The following is a 20,512-nucleotide window of genomic DNA, read 5'->3' as shown; positions in this document are numbered from 1 at the left end:
TATGGAGAGAGAGGCTTTTGCGGACGACAGGTGAGATCTCGGGAACTACCCGGAGATGTCGTCGATTCCCAGCACGTGAACCATGCTACCGAATCGGGTCAAGCGGTTAAGTACGCCCGCAGCGTCTCGGTGGTGGCGGTGATCGCCGCGATGTCGACATGCTCGTCGACCTTGTGCGCCAGGTTCGGATCCCCGGGACCGTAGTTGACCGCGGCAATGCCCAGCGCGGCGAACCGTGACACATCGGTCCAGCCGTATTTGGCGCGCACCTGTCCGCCGGCCGCGGCCACCAGCGCTGCGGCCGCGGGGTTGGCCAGCCCGGGCAGCGCGCCGGCGGCGGAATCGGTGACCTGCAGCGACACGTCCAGACCCTCGAGCACCTCGTGCACGTGCGCGATCGCCTGCTCGACGCTGCGGTCGGGAGCGAATCGGAAGTTGACGGTCACCGTCGCCGCATCCGGGATGACGTTGCCCGCGACACCGCCATCGATGCGCACCGCGGAAAGTCCCTCGCGGTACACACAGCCGTCGATGTCCACGCTGCGGGCCTCGTACCGCGACAGCCGGTCGAGTACGGCACCGAGTTTGTGAATGGCGTTGTCGCCCAGCCAGGATCGTGCCGAGTGCGCCCGTGTTCCGGCTGCGCTCGCAACGATCCGGATGGTGCCCTGGCAGCCGGCCTCGATGAACCCGCCGGAGGGCTCACCGAGGATCGCGACGTCGGCGGTCAGCCAGTCCGGGAGCTCGCGCTCGATGCGGCCCAGTCCGTTGGCGCTGGACTCGATCTCCTCGCAGTCGTACATGACCAGGGTGAGGTCGTGGGCGGGCTCGGCGATGGTGGCGGCCAGGTGCAGGAACACCGCATCGCCAGACTTCATGTCCGAGGTGCCACAGCCGTACATCCGGCCGTCTTCGACGCGGGTGGGCAGGTTGTCGGCGGCCGGCACGGTGTCGGTGTGCCCGGCCAGCAGCACCCGTGACGAACGGCCCAGATTGGTGCGGGCCAGCACGGCGTCACCATTACGGATGACCTCGAAGTGCGGCGCCTGCTCACGCAGCGCCACCTCGATCTCGTCGGCGATGCGCCGCTCGTGGCGCGACTCGCTGGGGATGTCCACCAGCGCGGCGGTCAGTGCGATCGGATCGGCGCGCAGGTCTAGCCCCATGGGCACTGAGGTTAGTCCAGTAGCGTGTAGCCCCGTGACTGCTGCATCTGGCTTCGGCCTGGCCACCATCGCCGCCGAAGGAACCGTCCTGGATACCTGGTTTCCCGCTCCTGAGCTGACTGGCGACGGATCCACGGGCACCACGCGGCTGTCGGTCGCCGAGCTGACCGACAACCTGGCCGATCTGACCGGCCCGGACACCGACCGTGATGTCGAGGTCGTCGCGGTGCGCACCACCATCGCCTCGCTGGATGACAAGCCCGCCGACACGTTCGACGCCTACCTGCGGCTGCATCTGCTTTCCCACCGCCTGATCAAGCCGCACGAGGCCAATCTCGACGGCATTTTCGGGCTGCTGGCCAACGTGGTGTGGACGAACTTCGGTCCGGCCGCGGTCGAGGGCTTCGAGCTGGTGCGTGCCAAGCTGCGTCGCCGCGGGGCGGTCACCGTGTACGGCATCGACAAGTTTCCCCGGATGGTCGACTACGTGACCCCGACCGGGGTGCGCATCGCCGACGCCGACCGGGTGCGTCTGGGCGCGCACCTGGCGTCCGGCACCACTGTCATGCACGAGGGTTTCGTGAACTTCAACGCCGGCACCCTGGGCAACTCCATGGTGGAGGGGCGCATCTCGGCGGGCGTGGTGGTCGATGACGGCTCCGACATCGGCGGCGGCGCCTCCATCATGGGCACCCTGTCCGGTGGCGGCAAAGAGGTCATCAAGGTGGGCAAACGTTGCCTGCTGGGCGCGAACGCCGGCGTCGGCATCTCGCTGGGCGACGACTGCGTAGTCGAGGCGGGCCTGTACGTCACCGGCGGCACCAAGGTGAGCACCGCGGACGGTCAGACCGTCAAGGCCAAGGAACTCTCGGGTTCGAGCAACCTGTTGTTCCGCCGCAACTCACTGTCCGGTGCGGTCGAGGTCGTCAAACGCGACGGCACCGGCATCACCCTGAATGAGGCGCTGCACGCCAACTAGCTTGCTCCGAGCGGTTATTCGGCGGCGAGGATGCAGAACTCGTTGCCCTCCGGGTCGGCCAGCACCACCCAGGTCTGCTCGCCCTGACCGATGTCCACTCGGCGCGCGCCGAGTGCGAGCACCCGGTCGACCTCGGCCTGCTGATCCTCGGGCGTGAAGTCCAGGTGCAGACGGTTCTTGACCACCTTGTCCTCGGGCACCCCGAGGAACAACAACTCGGCCCCGTGCCCCGGCGGGGGTGTCAGAAAAGCGTCACCGTCGGAGTCGACGCGCAACGGCCAGCCCAGGACCTCGCTCCACCACGCCCCCAGCGCCGCCGGGTCACGTGCGTCGACGGCAATCTGGCTGAGCCTCAGCATGGGCACCGCCTCATTTCGCCAGTTCCTTCTTGAGCACCTTGCCCATCGCATTGCGTGGCAAACTGTCCACCTTGCGCACCTCCCTGGGCCTCTTGTGTACCGAAAGCTGTTCGGCGACAAAGTGGATGAGTTCGTCCGGGTCCGCGTCGCCGACGACGAAAGCCACGATCCGCTGCCCCAGATCGTCATCGGGCACTCCGACCACGGCCACCTCGTCGACACCCGGATACCCCAGCAGAACGGTTTCAATCTCCCCGGCGCCGATCCGGAATCCGCCCGATTTGATCAGGTCGACCGATTCGCGCCCGACGATACGGTGCATTCCTTCGGCGTCGATCACCGCGACATCACCTGTGCGGTACCAGCCTTCGGCGTCGAAGGCCTCAGCCGTGGCATCAGGCCGATTGAGGTACCCGCTGAAGTTGGTGGGGCTCTTCACCTGGAGTTGTCCGATCGATTCGCCGTCGTGCGGCACGGGCTGACCTTCGTCATCAACCAACCGGGTCTGCACCCCGGCCACCGGTAGGCCCACCCAGCCAGGCCGGCGTTCGCCGTCGACCCGGGTGCTGATGGTGATCAGCGATTCGGTGCTGCCGTATCGCTCGACCGGCGCATGCCCGGTCAGCTTCACCAGATCCTCGAACACCGGCGTCGGCAGCGCCGCGCTGCCCGACACCAGCAGCCGTGCCGACGAGAGCGCCCGAGCGGACTCGGCATCGGCGGCGATGCGCGACCACACCGTGGGCACCCCGAAGTACAGCGTGCCCGCCGCTTCGGCGTAGGCCTGTGGTGTCGGTTTCCCGGTGTGTACGAACCGGTTTCCGATCCGCAGCGACCCCAGCAACCCGAGCACCAGACCGTGCACATGGAACAGCGGCAAGCCGTGCACCAGGGTGTCCGCAGCAGTCCACTCCCAGGCCTGCGCCAGCGCGTCGATATCGGCGGCGATGGCGCGCCGACTGATCGTGACGCCCTTGGGCAAACCGGTCGTGCCGGAGGTGTACATGATCATCGCCGTCGACTCGGGTCGCGGCTCGGCGTAGCGGTGCCAGGACCGGGCGTGCATCCGCACCGGGATATGCGGCAGTCCTTCGCTTTCGGCAGGTAGTTCTCCGAGCCAGGCCTGCACACCGGAATCGCTGAGCAGGTGTGCCCGTTCGGTGACCCCGACGTCTGCGGGGACCGGCACGAACGGCACCCCGGCGATCAGGCAGCCGATGACGGCCAGCACCGTCGTCGCAGTGGGTGTGGCAAGGATCGCGACCCGCTGCGCCCGCGCGACACGTTCGGCAACAGAGGTGCCCGCTCCCACCAGGTCACTGCGGCTCAGCGACACACCGTCGATACGCACCGCGTCGGCCAGGTCGTGCCCGGCGGCCACGGCGGCCGGGTCCAGCGAGGTCAGCAACACCCTGGTGAGGCTACTCTTGGCCTATGGGACCGATCGAGCGGATGTCCAGTCGTGAGGTCTACCGCAACAGCTGGATGACGGTGCGCGAGGACGCGATCCGGCGACCCGACGGCAGCCACGGCATCTACGGCGTGATCGACAAGCCCACCTACGCGCTGGTGGTCGCGCGCGACGGTGATCTCTTCCATCTCGTCGAGCAATTCCGCTACCCGATCGGTTTGCGGCGCTGGGAGTTCCCGCAAGGTACCGCGCCCGACCGGGCCGACCTGGAGCCCCTCGAACTGGCGGCCCGTGAACTACGCGAGGAAACGGGCCTGCGGGCGGACTCGCTGGTCCGGATCGGGCAACTCGACGTCGCGCCCGGGATGAGCAGCCAGCGCGGCTGGGTGTTCCTGGCGACCGGGCTGACCCAGGGTGAGCACGAGCGAGAGCACGAAGAGCAGGACATGCACAGTGCCTGGTTCACCGGCGCGCAGATCGAACAGATGATCCGCGACGGAGACATCACCGATGCACAGACGATCGCCGCGTGGACGATGGTGCGGTTACAGCGCGACACCCCCGCTCAGCCGCGTCGAGGAGATCCCCACCAAGACGGGTAGCCGACTACTCACGTCACCGCACCCGGATGTCGCCATAGTCGGCGGTATAGGGGGTGGCCAGATGCCCACGAAAGCGACGAACATCGACGACGTCCTCGACAACCTCGGGACGATCATCGCCGACACCAAGAGGCGGTCCGACCCGCTGGGATGCTTTGCCGCGCTCTACCGTCAGGTCACACTCGGTATCAAACGCGGCATCAAGGACGGTCTCTTCGATGACGGGCCCCGAATGTCGCGGTTCGATGCGCAGTTCGCCAACGCGTACTTCGCCGCGTACGAACAGTTCGGCAAGGGCAGGAAGGCCAGCCGCGCATGGCATTTCGCGTTCGAGCGAACCCTGTCCGCGGACACCATCGTCCTGCAGGACCTCCTGTTGGCGATCAATGCCCATATCAACCTCGACCTCGGCGTGGTGACCGGCACCGAGTTCGCTCGGACCAAACTGCCCAGCTTTCAGCGCGACTTCGACCGCATCAACGAGATTCTGGCGTCGGTGATCCCCATGGCCCGCGATGCCATCGAAGAGTTCTCCCCGAGACTGGCCGAACTGACCACCGTCGGCGGTTCCGATGTGGCGCTGGCCCTGGACTTCAGTGTGGAGGCGGCCCGCGACGAAGCTTGGCGGACCGCCACGGTGGTCGCGCACACGCCGCGCACCATCCGACCTCTGCTGGTCGAGACGATCGATGCCCGCACCAAGCTGCTGGGCCGCGTCGTCGCCGCGCCGCCTGAACCCATCGGGTCGGTGGTGCGTCACATCCGACGGGCGGAAAGCACCGACGTATCGGCCATCATCACCGCACTCGACGCTCTGGTGTGATCGGTCGGCGGCGGTTCGCACATCACGGCGGACGAGCACCGTCACAATGTGGTCTCTAATTGACGCTGCTGACATGACGATCAGCGGTTTTGTCACAGCCCCCCGCTACCTTTAGGTCAGCTGATCTTTGACTGAATAGGGAAAGGGATGTTGGTCCGTCGACTGTGCACTGCGTTGGCAGCCGTCCTCGTGGCCGGCCTCGCTCCCATGCCCTCCGCCGCCGCCGTCGGCCAGGGATGGAACGGCCGCTACAACGTCGTGACCTATGCCTCGCAGAAGAACGGCACCAGCGTCGCCGCCCGCCAAGCCGAAGGTGATCTGAGCGCCGTCTACACGTTCGCGACGGCCTGCGCCGGCAGTACCTGCGTCGCCACCGTGCTGGACGGTCCCGCGCCCTCGAACCCGACGATCCCGCAGCCTCAGCGCTACAAATGGACCGGCGAGAAGTGGACCTTTGCGTACAACTGGCAGTGGGAGTGCTTCCTCGGTGACAGCACTCCGCGGGTGTTCAGCCCGGCGCAGTCCTGGGTGTCCTACACACCCCAGCCCGACGGCACCCTGCAGGGCAGTTGGTACACCGACATCCTCAGCGGTCCATGCCGGGGCAATGTGCTGATGCCCGCCGCAGCGTTCCCCGCCCCGTAGGGCCGTAATACACCGGTCATCTCAGGGGAAACCCCGCGAAACCTCACTCTCCCAGGATGGCGGCATGGCTGCACCCACGCCCACGGTCCGCCCGGTCGATGAAGTTCCGCCGCTGAAACGGTTACTGCCACTTGGCATCCAGCATGTGCTGGCGATGTATGCCGGCGCGGTCGCGGTACCGCTGATCGTCGGTGGGGCGATGGTCGGCGCAGGCCAACTCGAGCAGTCCGACATCGTGCACCTGATCATGGCGGACCTGTTCGTGGCCGGGATCGCGACGATCATCCAGTCAGTTGGATTCTGGCGCTTCGGCGTTCGGTTGCCGCTCATGCAGGGTGTCACCTTCGCCGCGGTCGGCCCGATGATCACCATCGGCACCAATCACGGCATCACCGCCATCTACGGCTCGGTGATCGCCTGCGGTCTCTTCATGGTCCTGCTCGCCCCGGTGTTCGGGAAACTCATCCGGTTCTTCCCACCCCTGGTGACCGGGACCATCATCCTCATCATCGGGGTCTCGCTGATGCGGGTGGCCGCCGGTTGGTTCGGCGGTGGCACCGCTGCCGGGCCGGACTTCGGCTCGCCGACGGCGATCGGTCTGGGGTTCTTCACCCTGGCCACGATCATCGTCATCGAGCGGTTCGCGCCCGAGGCGCTGCGCCGGGTGTCGATTCTGCTCGGTCTGCTCATCGGCACCGTCGTGGCGATCCCGTTCGGCCGCACCAACTGGGAACACATGGGTGACTACACCTGGATCGGATTCGTGACCCCGTTCCAGTTCGGCGCCCCGACGTTCGAGATCAGCTCGATCATCGCGCTGCTCATCGTGGGCATCGTGATCATGACCGAGACCACCGGCGATATCGTCGCGGTCGGCGAGATCGTGGACGAGAAGATCACCCCGCAGAAGCTCGCCGACGGTCTGCGCGCAGACGGCCTCGGCACCGTGATCGGCGGCATCTTCAACACATTCCCCTACACCGCGTTCGCCCAGAACGTCGGCCTGGTCGCCATCACCGGCGTGCGGACCCGGCACGTGGCGACGGTCGCCGGGATCATCTTGATCCTGCTCGGGCTGCTGCCCAAGATGGCCGCCGTCGTCGAAGGCATCCCGCTGCCGGTGCTCGGCGGTGCCGGGGTGGCACTGTTCGGCATGGTGGCGGCCAGCGGCGTCCGGACGCTGACCAAGGTGAAGTTCACCAACACCAACGTCCTGGTGGTGGCGATCTCGGTCGGGGTCGCCATGCTGACCGAGGCCAAGCTGTACTACACCGACCGCACGCTGGCCGACACCCCGGTGAACCTCTCGCTGGACCTGTATCACCAATTCCCCGACTGGTTCCAGACGATCTTCCATTCCGGGATCTCGGCGGGTGCCCTCACCGCCATCCTGCTGAACCTGCTGCTCAACAGCCGCAGTACCGGTACCGACGAGAGCGAGTTGTCGGCGCATGACGCCCCGCGCGGTGCGCTGCCCGATCCGCTGGACGCGCTCCGGGCAGCGGATCCTTCGACGCCGCCGGCGCGGTTGCGCCAGCTCGCCGAGGACCGGCCCGAACTGCGCACCATCATCGTCACCAACCCGTCCACGGACCGGGAGACGTGCGCGTGGATCCGCGAACAGGGCGATGAGCAGGTCGCCGCGGTGTGCCAGAAATGGGATGAGGTCACCGACGGCAGGTTCTCCACCCGCGGCGGCTGACCGATGACTTTTCCCGCCCGCCGCGGTCCATACCGTTATGAATGCCGAAACCGATATCCGCGCGCTGGTGACCCGCTGGGTCGACGGCATCAGGGCCTGTGACCTCGACGCGGTCACCGGTGCGCATGCCGATGACATCGTGATGTTCGACGTGCCGCCCCCGTATGAGGGGATCCGCGGTATCACGGCCTACCGCGCCAGCTGGCCACCGTTCTTCGAGTTCATCAGCAGCGGGGCCACTTTCGAGTTGCTCGAACTGGACGTGGTGGCCGGCGACGATGTCGCGTTCGCCTACGGACTGCTGCGCTGCGGTGGCGAGAAGGAGTTCGCGGAGAACCCGGACAACCGGCTACGGCTGTCCATGGGCCTGCGCAGGGTCGACGGCAGGTGGCAGATCCTGCACGAACACCACTCGTTCCCGGACACCACCCAGGTCGGCGCGGAACGCGGGAACTAGATCCGAGGTGGCGCCGCCGCCGTAGATTCCGCGAAGAAGACTCGGCGGGCCTCGGAAAGCACCGCTGAGCGAGCGCACTACCCTACGGACTATGCGATTGCTCGTCACCGGAGGAGCGGGCTTCATCGGCTCGAATTTCGTGCATGCCGTGGTACACGGCGGCCTGGCCGACGTGACCGTACTCGACTCCCTCACCTACGCAGGCAGCAGGGAGTCGCTGCGCCCGGTCGAGGGTGACATCAGACTGGTCGAAGGCGATATCACCGATGCCGAGTTGGTGGGCAAACTGGTGCCCGAGACGGACGCCATCGTACATTTCGCCGCCGAGACCCACGTGGACAATGCGCTGGCAGATCCCGAGCCGTTCCTGCACACCAATGTCATCGGCACGTTCACCATCCTCGAGGCGGCCCGCAGGCACGGGGTCCGACTGCACCACGTCTCGACCGACGAGGTCTACGGTGACCTGCCACTGGACGTGCCCGATCGGTTCAACGAAACCACCCCGTACAACCCGTCGAGCCCGTACTCATCGACCAAGGCGGCGTCCGACATGTTGGTCCGTGCGTGGGTGCGCTCCTACGGTGTGCAGGCCACGATTTCGAACTGCTCCAACAACTACGGCCCGTACCAACACGTCGAGAAGTTCATTCCGCGGCAGATCACCAACATCCTCACCGGGCGGCGGCCGAAGCTCTATGGCCTCGGGAAGAACGTCCGCGACTGGATCCATGTCGAAGACCACAACACCGCGGTCTGGCGCATCCTCACCGCAGGACAGGTGGGCCGCACGTACCTGATCGGCGCGGGAGGCGAGCGCGACAATCTGACGGTGATGCGCACCATCCTGACGCTGATGGGTCGCTCGCCCGACGATTTCGACCACGTGACCGATCGCGCCGGTCACGATCTGCGCTACGCGATCGACGCATCGGTGTTGTACGACGAACTCGGCTGGGCACCCGCGCATACCGACTTCGAAGACGGGTTGCGGGCGACGATCGACTGGTACACGACCAACGAGGCGTGGTGGGGCCCGCTCAAAAACGGTGTCGAGACTGCCTACGCGGGGCGCGGTCAGTGAACGTCCGCGAGCTCGCCGTACCAGGCGCCTGGGAGATCACTCCCCAGCTGCGCGGAGACGCCCGTGGCATGTTCTTCGAGTGGTTCACCGAGTCGGCCTTCCGCGACTTCGCCGGCCACGATTTCACCCTCGCTCAGGCGAACTGCTCGGTGTCGATGGCCGGGGTGCTGCGCGGACTGCACTTCGCCGAGCTTCCGCCGAGCCAGGCCAAATATGTGACGTGCGTACGGGGCGCGGTGTTCGACGTGGCGGTGGACATCCGGGTCGGGTCGCCGACATTCGGACACTGGGACGCGGTGCGACTCGACGAAGAATCTCGCCGAACGATCTACCTCTCGGAGGGATTGGCGCACGGATTTCTTGCGCTGGAAGATGATTCGACGGTGATGTACCTGTGTTCGGCGCCGTACAGCCCCACCCGGGAACACACGATACTGGCCACCGATCCCGCCCTGGGCATCGCATGGCCCGCCGGGTTCACTCCGTCGTTGTCCGACCGCGACCTGCACGCCCCGACGTTGGCGGAGGTCGCGGAGTCCGGGAAGCTGCCGACGTGGGAGGCCACCCGCAGTTTTGTCGATGGATTGCGTACCCGCCTGGGCTGATCGCCCGCCTGCTCGAAACTGACAGCGAGAGCGGACATCCTAGTGCCGTGACCGATCAGCAGGCCCTGACCGCTGGTCGTCAATCCAGCAGCGCGCGAAGGAAGAACGCGAGGTTCGCCGGACGTTCGGCGAGCCGGCGCACGAAGTAGCCGTACCACTGCGTCCCGAAAGGCACGTACACGCGGACGTGGTGGCCCGCGTCGGCCAGTCGGCGCTGCTCGTCGTCGCGGATGCCGTACAGCATCTGGTACTCGAAATCATCTACACCGCGGCCGAACTCCGACACCATCCCGGGCACCGCGTTGATGATCTCCGGGTCGTGTGATGCCACCATCGGGTAGCCGCTGCCGGCCATCAGGATGCGTAGGCACCGCAGATAGGAGTCGGTCACCTCGGTGCGCTCACGGAACGCGACGGAAGCGGGCTCGTCGTAGGCGCCCTTGCACAGCCGGATTCGGGCGCCGGAGGCGGCGAACTCGCGGCAGTCTGTTGCGGTGCGCTCGAGGTACGCCTGCAGTACCGTGCCCAGCCAGTCGAAATCGGCACGCAGATCCCGCACGATGGACAGTGTCGAGTCGGTGGTGGTGTGGTCCTCGGCGTCCACCGTCACCCAGGCGCCGACGTCACCGGCCTTCTGACAGATGATGTGGGCGTTCTCCATGGCGATCTTCTCGCCGTCACGGGGCAACGCCTGGCCCAGCGCCGACAGCTTCAGCGACACCTCCAGGGTCCGCGGAGAACCGGTCGACTCTGCGCGCCGCGCGAGCGCGTCCAGTAACCCCAGGTAGGCCTCGACCGTGGCACCCGCAGTGTCCTGGTCGGTGACATCCTCGCCCAGGTAGTCGATGCTGACGAAGCGCCGTGAATCCCGCAGCGCAGCAACTGAACCCATGGCGTCGTCGATGGTTTCCCCGGGCACGAACCGGTGCACGACATCGCGCGTCACGGGCATTCGCTCGGCGGTGCGCCGCAGCTTGTCGGATCTGCTCGCGGCCAGGATCGTGGGCCGCGCCAGCTTCTGGAAGACACTCATGGTCAGGCCTCCATGTGCGGGTAGCGGTGATCGGTCGGCGGGACGAAGGTCTCCTTGATGGAGCGTGCCGAGGTCCACCGCAGTAGGTTCAGTGCCGAACCGGCCTTGTCGTTGGTCCCGGAGGCCCGGGATCCGCCGAACGGCTGCTGGCCGACGACCGCACCGGTGGGCTTGTCGTTGACGTAGAAGTTGCCCGCCGCATGGCGCAGCCGGTGCTGGGCGTCGAGCACGGCGGTACGGTCATCGGCGATCACCGCACCGGTCAGCGCGTAGGTGGATCCGGCGTCGACAACACCGAGGATGTCGTCCCACTTGTCGTCGTCGTAGACGTGCACGGCCAGGATCGGCCCAAAGTACTCATCGCGGAATGCCTCGTCGGTCGGGTCGTCGGACAGCAGTACCGTGGGACGCACGAAATAGCCATCACTGTCCTCGCATTCACCACCGACGGCGATCGTGACACCGGCTGCGCCCTTGGCCCGGTCGATGGCGCGCGCGCTCTTGGCGTAGGCGCGCTCATCGATGACGGCACCCCCGTAGTTCGACAGGTCGGTGACATCGCCGTACGTCAGTGCCTCGGTGGCGCCCAGGAAGTCGTCACCCATCTGCGTCCACACCGAGCGCGGGACGAAGGCCCTCGACGCCGCCGAGCATTTCTGGCCCTGGTAGTCGAAGGCACCGCGGATCAGGGCGGTGCGCAACACATCCGGTTGCGCCGACGGGTGCGCGACGACGAAGTCCTTGCCGCCGGTCTCCCCCACCAGCCGCGGATAGGTGCGGTAGCGGTCGATGTTGGTGCCGACCTCGCGCCACAGGTGCTGGAACGTCGCGGTGGATCCGGTGAAGTGGATGCCGGCCAGCCGCGGGTCGGCCAGCACCACATCGGACACCGCGAAACCGTCGCCGGTGACGAGGTTGATGACCCCCGGCGGCAGTCCGGCGGCTTCCAGCAGTTGCATGGTGAGGTAGGCCGAGAACGTCTGCGTGATGGACGGTTTCCACACCACGGTGTTGCCCATCAGGGCGGGCGCGGTCGGCAGGTTTCCCGCGATGGCGGTGAAGTTGAACGGGGTGATCGCGTAGACGAAACCCTCAAGCGGACGGTAGTCGGTGCGATTCCACACGCCGCGACTGCTGATCGGCTGCTGCGCGAGGATCTGCCGGGCGAACGCCACGTTGAAGCGCCAGAAGTCGACGAGCTCGCAGGGCGAGTCGATCTCGGCCTGGTAGGCGGTCTTGGACTGGCCGAGCATGGTGGCCGCGGCGATCTTCTCGCGCCACGGACCGGACATCAGGTCGGCGGCGCGCAGGAACACCGCGGCGCGCTCGTCGAACGGGGTGTCCGCCCAGGCGTCCTTGGCGGCGACGGCCGCGGTGACTGCGGCGGTGGCCTCGTCGTGCCCGGCGTTGGTCAGCGTTCCCAGCACCGACTGGTGGCGGTGTGGCTGGACCACGTCGATACGGTCTCCCGCGCCCATGGTGTGCCTGCCGCCGATCACATGCGGCAGGTCGATCGGTGCTTGAGCGAGGTCGCTCAGCGCAGCGGTGAGGCGGGCCCGCTCGGGGCTGCCCGGTGCGTAGTCGTGAATGGGCTCGTTCAGCGGAAGCGGCACGTCAGTGATCGCGGTGATGGCATCCATACCGGCAACGATGGCTGATCCAGCGCTCGCATAGGTTGTTCGATTGACCAAGCTTTGATGGACCTTCTAGTACGATTGGCCAATATGTCGGACACCGGTGTGGGACTCGGCCGGCTGCTGCTGGCGCTGGACACCACCCTGGTCAATCTGGTGGAGGCTCCGCGCGGGCTGGACCTGCCGGTGGCCTCGGCGGCATTGCTCGACGCCGACGACGTGCGCCTGGGCCTGGCGGCCGCGGCCGGTGCCGCGGATGTGTTTTTTCTGCTCGGCATCAGTCCGGCGGATGCGGTGCACTGGCTGGCCGCCCAAACCCGACAGCCAGTCGCGATCTTCGTCAAGGAGCCGCACCCGTCGGTGATCGCCCGGGCAACGCAGGCCGGGGTCGCCGTCGTGGCCGTCGAACCACGAGCCCGCTGGGAACGGTTGTTCCGATTGGTCAACCACGTCTTCGAACACCACGGCGACCGCGCCGATCCGCAGTCGGATTCCGGCACCGACCTGTTCGGGCTCGCCCAGTCGATCGCCGAACGCACCCGCGGCATGGTGAGCATCGAGGACACCGCATCCCATGTGCTGGCCTACTCGGCGTCCAACGACGAGGCCGATGACTTGCGGCGGCTGTCCATCATGGGCCGCGCCGGTCCGCCCGCCCACCTCGAATGGCTGGGGCAGTGGGGGGTTTTCGACTCGTTACGCGCATCCGCCGATGTCGTGCGCGTCGACGCGCGGCCCGAACTGGGCCTGCGCCCGCGGCTGGCCGTCGGCGTGCACCACGCATCACCAGATGGTCGGCGGGCGGCCGAGTTCGCCGGAACCATTTGGCTGCAACAAGGTTCGCAACCGTTGGCCGAGGACGTCGAGGATGTGCTGCGGGGTGCGGCGGTGCTGGCGGCCCGGATCATGTCCCGGCTGGCGGCGGCACCTTCCACCCACACGGTCCTGGTGCGCCAACTCCTCGGTCTGGCCGGCGCCGAGATCGACGTGTCCTCGGTGGCCCAGGGCCTGGGCGTCGCCGCAGACACCCGCGCGGCATTGGTCGCGTTCCAGGGCGCCCCACCGGATGTGCTGGCACTGAGCGCCGGCGCCTTCCGCGTCGACGCGCAGGTGACCGCCGACGACGACCGGGTCTACGTGGTGTTCCCGAAGATCGGTGCACCGGCAGCGGTGACGTCCTGGGTGCGGGGCGTGGTGTCCGCATTGCGCCGCGAGTTGGGGCTCAGCCTGCGCGCGGTGATCGCGGCCCCACTGACCGGGCTTGCCGATATCGCGCCCGCCCGCACCGAGGTCGACAGGGTGTTCCAGAGCGCACAGCGCCATCCCGGTGCCATCGCGCAGGTGTCCTCACTCGATGACGCCCGCACCACCGTCCTGCTCGACGAGATCGTGTCGATGATCGAAGCCGACGAGCATCTGGTCGACCCCCGCATCCGTCAACTGCGCGACACCCAACCAGTACTGGCGGACACACTGGCGGCATATCTGGACTGCTTCGGCGACATCGCCACGGTCGCCGAGCACTTACACGTGCATCCCAACACGGTGCGCTACCGGGTGCGCCGTCTGGAAAAGCTCATCGCCGCGTCATTGGATGATGCCGAACTTCGCCTGCTGCTGTCGCTGAGCCTGCGCGCCACCCGCTAGTACGTCCGGATACCGAACCCCGCGTCGAGCGGCCACGCCACGCCGGTGATGAACTCGGCCTCCTCGGATACCAGCCACGCCACCGCGTTCGCGATCTGCTCGGGCTGCAACAAGGCAATCGGCAGGGCGTTCTGCTGGGTGCCCATCCATGGGTCGGCCGCCTGCGCCAACCCGATGGTGGTCTCGTTGATGATCATGTCGGTCGCCACCCCCGACGGGTGGATGGTGTTCACCCGGATCGAATGCCGCGCAAGGTCACTGGCCCAGCCCTGCATCAGCGCCACCAACCCGCGCTTGGATGCCGCATAGGCCTGCAACCCGGGCCGGTCGGTACCGGACGCTCGGATACCGGCCGTCGAACTCGCCAACACGATCGCCCCGCCCCGTCCACCGGCGATCATCGTGGGGAGCGCCGCGTCGACCGTGTTCCACGCGCCGGTCAGGTTCACATCGACGACGTCGCGGAAGACCTGCGCGCGGTGGTCCGAATCCGTCAGCCGGATGATGCCGGCATTCGCGATGACGATGTCGATACGACCGAACTCCGCGACACCGGCGGCGACCACCTGATCCACCGCGTCAGGATCGCGGACGTCGCCTTCGCGGGCGATGATGCGGCGGCCCTGTTTCTCGACGAGTTCCACCGTCGTCGCCAGGTCATCGGATGTCGACCCGGGGTAGTCGGTCGACTCGAACGGCCCGCAGACATCCAGCGCGATGATGTCGGCCCCCTCGCCGGCAAGCTTCACGGCATGAGCACGACCCATCCCCCGGGCCGCACCGGTGATGAAAGCCACCTTGCCTGCCTGCCGGGCCACTAGGTGCCCTTCGGGAAGTTGACGTCCTTGGTCACGGCTTCCCACTCGTCGATGGAGGCAGACAGGGCAGCGATCTTGTCCCGCACCGCCTTCAGCACATCGCGCCCGAGCAGCAGGCGCAGCGGCGGTTCGTCCAGCGCCGTCACCGTCAGCACCGCCTCGGCGACCTTGCGCGGATCACCGGGCAAGTGGTCGGCGAACTCCTTGATCAACGTCTTACGGGTCCCGACGCCGTCGTCGTAATCACCGATCGGCGTGGAGGATTCCTGCATCGAACGCCTGGCCCAGTCGGTGCGGAAGGCTCCGGGTTCGATGGCGGTCACCTTGATGCCCAGCGGTGCGACCTCCTGAGCGAGCGCCTCGGTGAGCGCCTCCAGCGCAAACTTTGTCGAGGAGTAGTAGGCGTTGGGCGGGTTGGCCACCAGACCGGTCATCGACGAGATGTTGACGATGTGACCGGATTTGGATGCCCGCATGGCCGGTAGCACCGCTTTGATCGTATCGACCACCCCGAAGTAGTTGGTATCGAACAGTTTCCGCACCTCGGCGTCATCGCCTTCTTCGACGGCCGACATGTAGCCGTAGCCCGCATTGTTGACCAGGACGTCGATACCGCCGAACGCGTCGTGCGCCGCCGCGACCGCCGCGGCGATCTGATCCTTGTCGGTGACGTCGAGGGCGACGGCCACGGCGCGGTCACCGAACGTGTCGACGAAATCGGCCACCGCCTCCCGGCGCCGTGCTGTGACAACCACGGAGTGCCCGGCCTCCAAAGCGGCGCGGCCGATCTCGCGTCCGATGCCGGTGGAGCATCCGGTGATCAACCAGCGGGTCATCAGGCAGTCCCCTCGGGTAGGCGGCGCAGGTACGCCGCACGGCGCTCGGCGAGTTCGGTCGCGCGTTCCTGCGCGGACACCCGGCGCAATGTCGGGGCCTCGCGTTCGAGATCGTCGAGTTTCACCACCCGCCCGCGCGCACCGAGGTCCTCTTTGGGTCCGTCACCGCCGAATTCGGCCATCCGCAACGTCAGGATGCCCTCGTTCAGTCCGTCGGAGTCGATCCAGTTGGCGACGCCGGGATCGGTCGGGGAGATGACGTAGGTATAGGAGCCGTCCGCGTTGGGTGTCGACTGCGCCTTGTTGAGGCTGCCCGTGCGATCGACGATGTCGAGCGTCGTGCCCCAGATGTTGCTCAGCGGAACGGTGAAGTACTCGGCGCCACCGTCGCCGACGTCGACGACGAACGCCTCACCGGGGCTGAGGTCGAAGCGGCCCATGACGTACACCTGATTGCGCATCGCGCCGACCTTGTCGGCCGACCAGGCGAGGTTGAAGTTGTTGGGCGGCATCTTGTAGACACCGTGACTGAGCTTGCCGGTGAAGTTGGCGAAGTACGCCATCATGTCCGCGGTGGCGTCGGCCTGCTCGTCGCGGGTGCGGGCCGGTCGTAACGGTGGGCCGCCGAGCCGTTGCACCGAAAGGTGATTGGGGTCGTCGCGGTCCCAGTTGAGCAGGACATCACGGATGTAGAACTCGTGGGCCTCGGGGGTGGACTGCACGTGGTTGGGTCGGCCGCCCGCGGGATCGGAGTCGACGGTGATGGTGAACGACCCGTCGGATTCGACGTCCATGGTGCGGCCGTTGAGCACGGCGACGGTGCCCATGTTCGCGTCCCACAGCGTGAAGTAGTTCTCCGTCATCCGGTTCTGCCCGACGCGGCCGTGGATCTCGTAGCGCTCGTCGCCGGAGATCGGGATCACCCGGTACACGCTGTCGGGATTGTCGATGCCCCAACGTGACCCGGGTATCGCACGGCCCTGCACGGGGTGCGCCAGCCGGGTGATGCAACTGACCTTCGGCCGCAGCGCGTCCTGGTTGGAGGACCACACCGCCGCCGAGAACATCACTTCGGCGAATGCGTCCTCGAAACACGCCCGCATCGCATCGGAGGCCTTCGCCCGCCCCAGCCAGGTCTCGGCGACGCTGCGATAGGCGGCCTGCACCGTCGGATGCTCCAACAGGTCCAGCGCCGCGAGCTCCTGTTCGTGTTGGGTTGCGGTGGCCACCGGGTGCTCGGACATTCATTCTCCTCGGGTGGATGGGACGGCGCCGCGAAAGCGCCTGTTGTAGGCCGCGAACCGCTCACCGATCTGGTCGTCGCTGAGTCCGAAGGTGGCCGCCGTATACGGCGGTCGCGCCGCCTCCCGGGGGCGTTCGGCCAACCAGCGCCGCATCGCGCGCTCGGCGTCGGCGGTCAGCGGTAGACCGATCGCGTCGTACACCCGGGACACCTGGCCGATCGGATCGGATACCGCGATGCTGAATTCGATGTCGGTGGCACGCTCGTCTTCATCGACCCAGCTGTCCCGGACCGCCATGGCGCGATCATTGGTCCAGCCCATCCGCGCCAGCCACTGGGCTCCGACCCGCGCCGGATCGACATGGTCGGCGTGCATGGCATGCAGGGTGGCGTTCAGGCTCGCACCGGAAGGGATGGTGTCGCGCGGATCCCGGTGCATGTGCACCAGATGCATATCGGGGAACCGGGCACGCAGCGCATCGAGGTAGCCCAGGTGCGCGGGTGTCTTGAGCACCCAGCGGTCCGCGACCTTGCCGGCCCTGCGCTTCTGCCACTGCAGGAACTGCAGCATCCGGTGCAGGTAGTCGTACGCGGGAGTGAAGTCCTGCGCGTCGATCCAGGACCGGTAGGTGGGCACATGGGCGCCCGATTCCGGTACATGCGACAGGAAGGCGTCCGACAGGAAGACGATCTCCTCTTCGGGCTCGCGGGCGTACATGGGGTGGATCGCGAACAATTCCGGTGCCAGCTCACGCGATTTCGCCTCCCGCGCCGTGCTGATCAGGATGCGGGGATCCTCGGGCGTCGACCACCGGTAATCGAGCTTCGGGGCGACCTCCACCACCTCCCAGCCGTAGGCGCAGTGAAAGCGTGGGTCGGCGGCCAGCAGTCGTTGCAGCAGGGTGGTTCCGCTGCGCATCATCCCGACCACCACGATCGGGGCGAGGATCGCCTCCTCCAGAATCTCGGGGTATCGGCGGATCCATTCCTGGGCACGCAACCGCATCCGCAGGCCGTGCACCAGACCCGCGCGCAGGATGTACTCCCCGATCTGGTTCAGCCCCGCCTCGGCGTAGCTGTCGGCCAGCACCGCAAGCGGCGTCTCGAACGCCAGCGGTCCCCAATCGTCGAGCCGTTCCTTGCCCCGGGCAGCCGCCATGAGGTCTGCCGCGTCGAACGGTGAACCTTGCGGCACGGCGGTCAGAACTTCAGGTGGTGGCTGACATCGCCCACCTGATCGACGAACATGATCCGCGTGTCGAACCACCAGCGGCCGTCGAGTCGGTGGAAGGTGTCGCGGTAGTGGCCGGTCACGATGACCTGCAGCGGCAGATCCGGTGTCGCCTGCGTGACCAGGTAGTTGGACCGACTCTGTGCGGTCCCGGCCGCCTCGTCGACCTCGATGCGCGCATTGCTGGTCAGATGCTTGGTTTTCGGGGTGCCGTCCTCATACAACCTGGTCGCCATGTCGTACATCTGCCGGACGCGTTCGGTTCCGCTGAACACCGTCTCCGGTGGACCGTCCTCGACTCCGCAGATCCGGCCGTGGGCGAAAAGGTCGGCGACGCCAGCCAGATCGCCGGCGTCGATTCGCTCGGCGTAGGTGTACAGCAGATTCTCGATCTGGCGTGCGCTGGCTGACATGTCGGCAACTGGCTCCTCATCGAACCGAAGTTGGCAGAGCTGACCGGAATCACGGTCATTTCGAGAATCAACCAGTCCAGCCGCGTGATGTCAACGGCCTCAGCAAAACTGGCAGCACGCCTGAACAGTGTCCACCGTTCGGTTGACTGCGGGCTCAGTCCACCGGTGGTGTCCATGGCGATCCGATCCTGTGCACCATCGCATTCGGTTTGCTGCTCACCTGGCCGCCCAGTGGCCAGTTGAGACACGCTTTTCGCCGAGTCATGTGCGGTACGTGGCCGCTCGGCGCAGATCTAGAGCCGGGCCGCCGCAGCGTCGATGCGCTCATCGGTGGCCGTCAGCGCCACCCGCACATGCTGGGCCCCGGCCGGGCCGTAGAACTCGCCGGGCGCCACCAGGATTCCACGCTGGGCCAGCCAGCCGAGGGTGTCGCGGCAGGGCTCTCCTCGAGTGGCCCAGAGATACAGCCCCGCCTCGGAGTGGTCGACGGTGAAGCCTGCGTCACGTAGTGCGGGCAGCAACACGGCGCGTCGCTTGGCGTAACGCTCGCGCTGCACCGCGATGTGGTCGTCGTCGTTCAGCGCCGCGACCATGGCTGCCTGAATCGGCCCGGGCACCATCATCCCGGCGTGCTTGCGCACCGCCAGCAGCTCGGCCACCACGGCGGGGTCGCCCGCCACGAAGCCGGCCCGGTAGCCGGCCAGCGAGGACGTCTTGGACAACGAGTGAATGGCCAGCAGTCCGGTGTGGTCGCCGTCGCACACCGACGGATGCAGCACCGACAGCGGCTGGGCGTCCCACGCCAGCCCGAGGTAGCACTCGTCGGAGGCGATCAGCACACCCCGTTCGCGGGCCCACCCCACGACCTTGCGCAGGTGGTCCAGACCGAGCACCTTGCCCGACGGATTACTCGGCGAGTTCAGGAACACCAGCGCCGGTGTCTGCGGGCCGATCTGGGTCAGTGAGTCCGCGGCGAGCACCTGAGCCCCGGCCAGCCGGGCGCCCACGTCGTAGGTGGGGTACGCCAACTCCGGGATCACCACGGTGTCCTCGGATCCCAGACCCAACAGCGTCGGCAGCCAGGCGATGAGCTCCTTGGTGCCGATGACCGGCAGCACCGCGGCCGGGGCCACACCGGTGATGCCGAAGCGGCGTTGCAACGCCGCGTGGATCGACGCGCGAAGTTCGGGGGTGCCCGCGGTGGTCGGGTATCCCGGCGTCGCGCTCGCGTCCGCGAGCGCCTCACGTATCACCGGGGCGACGTCATCGACGGGGGTGCCGACCGACAGGTCGACGATGCCCTCGGGATGAGCGCGCGCGGTGGTGGTGACGTCGGCCAAGGTGTCCCAGGGGAACACCGGCAGTGACGTCGATTTACGTGAGTTCACTCGCCCTTGGGTTCGAGATCCTTGATGGCCTGCGGGTCGTTGTCGGTCTGGCCGACCTTCGACGCGCCGCCGGGAGAGCCCAGCTCGCTGAAGAAGTCCGCGTTGATCTGCGTGTAGTTGCTCCACTGGTCGGGGACATCATCTTCGTAGTAGATGGCCTCGACCGGGCACACCGGCTCGCATGCGCCGCAGTCGACGCATTCATCCGGGTGGATGTACAGCATGCGTGCACCTTCGTAGATGCAATCGACAGGGCATTCCTCGATGCATGCCTTGTCTTTCACGTCGACGCAGGGTTCGGCAATCGTGTACGTCACTGATGTTTCTCCTGTCCAGTGGGCTGCTGGTCGGGTTTTCAGTTCTGGGTCGGGACTCGTGGGAGCTTCCGCACGGGCCAGTATGAATGGCCCGTAACTGGACGTGCGTCTCAGTGTGT

Annotated in this window: 21 protein-coding genes; 9 read left to right on the top strand and 12 right to left on the bottom strand. The window is 66.9% G+C overall.

Translation table 11 applies throughout. The features are described 5' to 3' along the window. Window positions 1-98: 98 nt before the first annotated feature. A complete protein-coding gene (dapE, locus tag ASE48_RS04400) occupies window positions 99-1,166 on the bottom strand; it encodes a succinyl-diaminopimelate desuccinylase (protein WP_057165806.1) in 1,068 nt (355 codons plus the stop codon). On the opposite strand from dapE, the gene dapD reads away from it, so the two are divergent. Further along, window positions 1,165-2,145, top strand: coding sequence for a 2,3,4,5-tetrahydropyridine-2,6-dicarboxylate N-succinyltransferase (dapD, locus tag ASE48_RS04395; protein ID WP_200962068.1), 981 nt, complete (start codon window positions 1,165-1,167; stop codon window positions 2,143-2,145). The genes dapE and dapD overlap by 2 nt on opposite strands. A gap of 14 nt (window positions 2,146-2,159) precedes the next feature. Here the strand turns inward: dapD and ASE48_RS04390 are convergent, their stop codons facing one another. After that, window positions 2,160-2,504 carry a VOC family protein gene (locus ASE48_RS04390; RefSeq protein ID WP_057165804.1) on the bottom strand — a complete coding sequence of 115 codons (345 nt, stop codon included), beginning with the start codon at window positions 2,502-2,504 and terminating at the stop codon, window positions 2,160-2,162. Between the two features lie 10 nt (window positions 2,505-2,514). Next, window positions 2,515-3,915, bottom strand: coding sequence for an acyl-CoA synthetase (locus ASE48_RS04385; protein WP_057165803.1), 1,401 nt, complete (start codon window positions 3,913-3,915; stop codon window positions 2,515-2,517). Window positions 3,916-3,938: 23 nt separating this feature from the next. On the opposite strand from ASE48_RS04385, the gene ASE48_RS04380 reads away from it, so the two are divergent. From ASE48_RS04380 to rfbC, 7 genes are all read left to right on the top strand, one after another. After that, window positions 3,939-4,517, top strand: a complete 579-nt coding sequence (locus tag ASE48_RS04380; protein WP_057165802.1) for an NUDIX domain-containing protein — start codon at window positions 3,939-3,941, stop codon at window positions 4,515-4,517. Window positions 4,518-4,578: 61 nt separating this feature from the next. Beyond that, window positions 4,579-5,340 carry a DUF5995 family protein gene (locus ASE48_RS04375; RefSeq protein ID WP_057165801.1) on the top strand — a complete coding sequence of 254 codons (762 nt, stop codon included), beginning with the start codon at window positions 4,579-4,581 and terminating at the stop codon, window positions 5,338-5,340. 147 nt (window positions 5,341-5,487) lie between these two features. Beyond that, complete coding sequence (locus ASE48_RS04370; RefSeq protein ID WP_057165800.1) at window positions 5,488-5,985, top strand: hypothetical protein; 498 nt, start codon at window positions 5,488-5,490, stop codon at window positions 5,983-5,985. 64 nt (window positions 5,986-6,049) lie between these two features. Then, window positions 6,050-7,687, top strand: a complete 1,638-nt coding sequence (locus tag ASE48_RS04365) for a nucleobase:cation symporter-2 family protein (protein ID WP_057165799.1) — start codon at window positions 6,050-6,052, stop codon at window positions 7,685-7,687. A 37-nt stretch (window positions 7,688-7,724) separates the two neighbouring features. Further along, window positions 7,725-8,144 (top strand): YybH family protein, encoded by a 420-nt coding sequence (locus ASE48_RS04360; protein ID WP_057165798.1) that lies wholly within the window; start codon window positions 7,725-7,727, stop codon window positions 8,142-8,144. Between the two features lie 91 nt (window positions 8,145-8,235). Beyond that, on the top strand, window positions 8,236-9,228 hold the full coding sequence (rfbB, locus tag ASE48_RS04355) for a dTDP-glucose 4,6-dehydratase (RefSeq protein WP_057165797.1): 993 nt from the start codon (window positions 8,236-8,238) through the stop codon (window positions 9,226-9,228). Further along, window positions 9,225-9,833, top strand: coding sequence for a dTDP-4-dehydrorhamnose 3,5-epimerase (gene rfbC, locus ASE48_RS04350; RefSeq protein WP_057165796.1), 609 nt, complete (start codon window positions 9,225-9,227; stop codon window positions 9,831-9,833). The genes rfbB and rfbC overlap by 4 nt, the downstream gene beginning before the upstream one ends. A 79-nt stretch (window positions 9,834-9,912) precedes the next feature. Here rfbC and ASE48_RS04345 read toward each other — a convergent pair whose 3' ends face one another. Together ASE48_RS04345 and pruA are read right to left on the bottom strand one after the other, a co-directional pair. After that, window positions 9,913-10,866, bottom strand: coding sequence for a proline dehydrogenase family protein (locus ASE48_RS04345; RefSeq protein WP_057165795.1), 954 nt, complete (start codon window positions 10,864-10,866; stop codon window positions 9,913-9,915). 2 nt (window positions 10,867-10,868) lie between these two features. Continuing rightward, window positions 10,869-12,497: an L-glutamate gamma-semialdehyde dehydrogenase gene (pruA, locus tag ASE48_RS04340; protein WP_057165994.1), complete on the bottom strand. Its 1,629-nt coding sequence runs from the start codon at window positions 12,495-12,497 to the stop codon at window positions 10,869-10,871. Between the two features lie 93 nt (window positions 12,498-12,590). Here pruA and ASE48_RS04335 point away from each other — a divergent pair, with 93 nt between their 5' ends. Further along, complete coding sequence (locus ASE48_RS04335; protein WP_057165794.1) at window positions 12,591-14,147, top strand: PucR family transcriptional regulator; 1,557 nt, start codon at window positions 12,591-12,593, stop codon at window positions 14,145-14,147. On the opposite strand, the gene ASE48_RS04330 is transcribed toward ASE48_RS04335, so the two are convergent. The 7 genes from ASE48_RS04330 to fdxA form a co-directional block, all read right to left on the bottom strand. Beyond that, window positions 14,144-14,965 (bottom strand): mycofactocin-coupled SDR family oxidoreductase, encoded by an 822-nt coding sequence (locus ASE48_RS04330; RefSeq protein ID WP_082613998.1) that lies wholly within the window; start codon window positions 14,963-14,965, stop codon window positions 14,144-14,146. The two genes, ASE48_RS04335 and ASE48_RS04330, sit on opposite strands and share 4 nt — an antisense overlap. After that, window positions 14,965-15,801, bottom strand: coding sequence for an oxidoreductase (locus ASE48_RS04325; protein ID WP_057165793.1), 837 nt, complete (start codon window positions 15,799-15,801; stop codon window positions 14,965-14,967). Before ASE48_RS04325 ends, ASE48_RS04330 begins: the two co-directional genes overlap by 1 nt. Continuing rightward, window positions 15,801-17,045, bottom strand: coding sequence for a DUF1214 domain-containing protein (locus ASE48_RS04320; RefSeq protein ID WP_057165792.1), 1,245 nt, complete (start codon window positions 17,043-17,045; stop codon window positions 15,801-15,803). Before ASE48_RS04320 ends, ASE48_RS04325 begins: the two co-directional genes overlap by 1 nt. Continuing rightward, on the bottom strand, window positions 17,046-18,239 hold the full coding sequence (locus ASE48_RS04315; RefSeq protein ID WP_057165791.1) for a sulfotransferase family protein: 1,194 nt from the start codon (window positions 18,237-18,239) through the stop codon (window positions 17,046-17,048). It abuts the gene before it with no gap. 5 nt (window positions 18,240-18,244) lie between these two features. Next, window positions 18,245-18,688, bottom strand: a complete 444-nt coding sequence (locus ASE48_RS04310) for a nuclear transport factor 2 family protein (RefSeq protein ID WP_057165790.1) — start codon at window positions 18,686-18,688, stop codon at window positions 18,245-18,247. 293 nt (window positions 18,689-18,981) lie between these two features. Further along, complete coding sequence (gene dapC, locus ASE48_RS04305; RefSeq protein ID WP_057165789.1) at window positions 18,982-20,076, bottom strand: succinyldiaminopimelate transaminase; 1,095 nt, start codon at window positions 20,074-20,076, stop codon at window positions 18,982-18,984. Further along, complete coding sequence (gene fdxA, locus ASE48_RS04300) at window positions 20,073-20,393, bottom strand: ferredoxin (protein ID WP_057165788.1); 321 nt, start codon at window positions 20,391-20,393, stop codon at window positions 20,073-20,075. The genes dapC and fdxA overlap by 4 nt, the downstream gene beginning before the upstream one ends. Between the last annotated feature and the right edge of the window lie 119 nt (window positions 20,394-20,512).

Source organism: Mycobacterium sp. Root265 (assembly GCF_001428895.1).
Classification (GTDB): domain Bacteria; phylum Actinomycetota; class Actinomycetes; order Mycobacteriales; family Mycobacteriaceae; genus Mycobacterium.
The sequence above is the reverse complement of the archived record's forward strand: the minus strand, read 5'-3'. Positions and strand labels throughout refer to the sequence as shown.

Excerpts from the sequence above, each read along its gene's own strand:
- rfbB (WP_057165797.1), top strand. The coding sequence starts at position 8,236 with ATGCGATTGCTCGTCACCGGAGGAGCGGGCTTCATCGGCTCGAATTTC.
- ASE48_RS04320 (WP_057165792.1), bottom strand. The coding sequence starts at position 17,045 with ATGTCCGAGCACCCGGTGGCCACCGCAACCCAACACGAACAGGAGCTC.
- dapE (WP_057165806.1), bottom strand. The coding sequence starts at position 1,166 with ATGGGGCTAGACCTGCGCGCCGATCCGATCGCACTGACCGCCGCGCTG.
- dapD (WP_200962068.1), top strand. The coding sequence starts at position 1,165 with ATGGGCACTGAGGTTAGTCCAGTAGCGTGTAGCCCCGTGACTGCTGCA.
- ASE48_RS04335 (WP_057165794.1), top strand. The coding sequence starts at position 12,591 with ATGTCGGACACCGGTGTGGGACTCGGCCGGCTGCTGCTGGCGCTGGAC.
- ASE48_RS04310 (WP_057165790.1), bottom strand. The coding sequence starts at position 18,688 with ATGTCAGCCAGCGCACGCCAGATCGAGAATCTGCTGTACACCTACGCC.
- ASE48_RS04375 (WP_057165801.1), top strand. The coding sequence starts at position 4,579 with ATGCCCACGAAAGCGACGAACATCGACGACGTCCTCGACAACCTCGGG.
- ASE48_RS04345 (WP_057165795.1), bottom strand. The coding sequence starts at position 10,866 with ATGAGTGTCTTCCAGAAGCTGGCGCGGCCCACGATCCTGGCCGCGAGC.
- ASE48_RS04380 (WP_057165802.1), top strand. The coding sequence starts at position 3,939 with ATGGGACCGATCGAGCGGATGTCCAGTCGTGAGGTCTACCGCAACAGC.
- ASE48_RS04360 (WP_057165798.1), top strand. The coding sequence starts at position 7,725 with ATGAATGCCGAAACCGATATCCGCGCGCTGGTGACCCGCTGGGTCGAC.
- ASE48_RS04325 (WP_057165793.1), bottom strand. The coding sequence starts at position 15,801 with ATGACCCGCTGGTTGATCACCGGATGCTCCACCGGCATCGGACGCGAG.
- ASE48_RS04365 (WP_057165799.1), top strand. The coding sequence starts at position 6,050 with ATGGCTGCACCCACGCCCACGGTCCGCCCGGTCGATGAAGTTCCGCCG.
- ASE48_RS04390 (WP_057165804.1), bottom strand. The coding sequence starts at position 2,504 with ATGCTGAGGCTCAGCCAGATTGCCGTCGACGCACGTGACCCGGCGGCG.
- ASE48_RS04370 (WP_057165800.1), top strand. The coding sequence starts at position 5,488 with ATGTTGGTCCGTCGACTGTGCACTGCGTTGGCAGCCGTCCTCGTGGCC.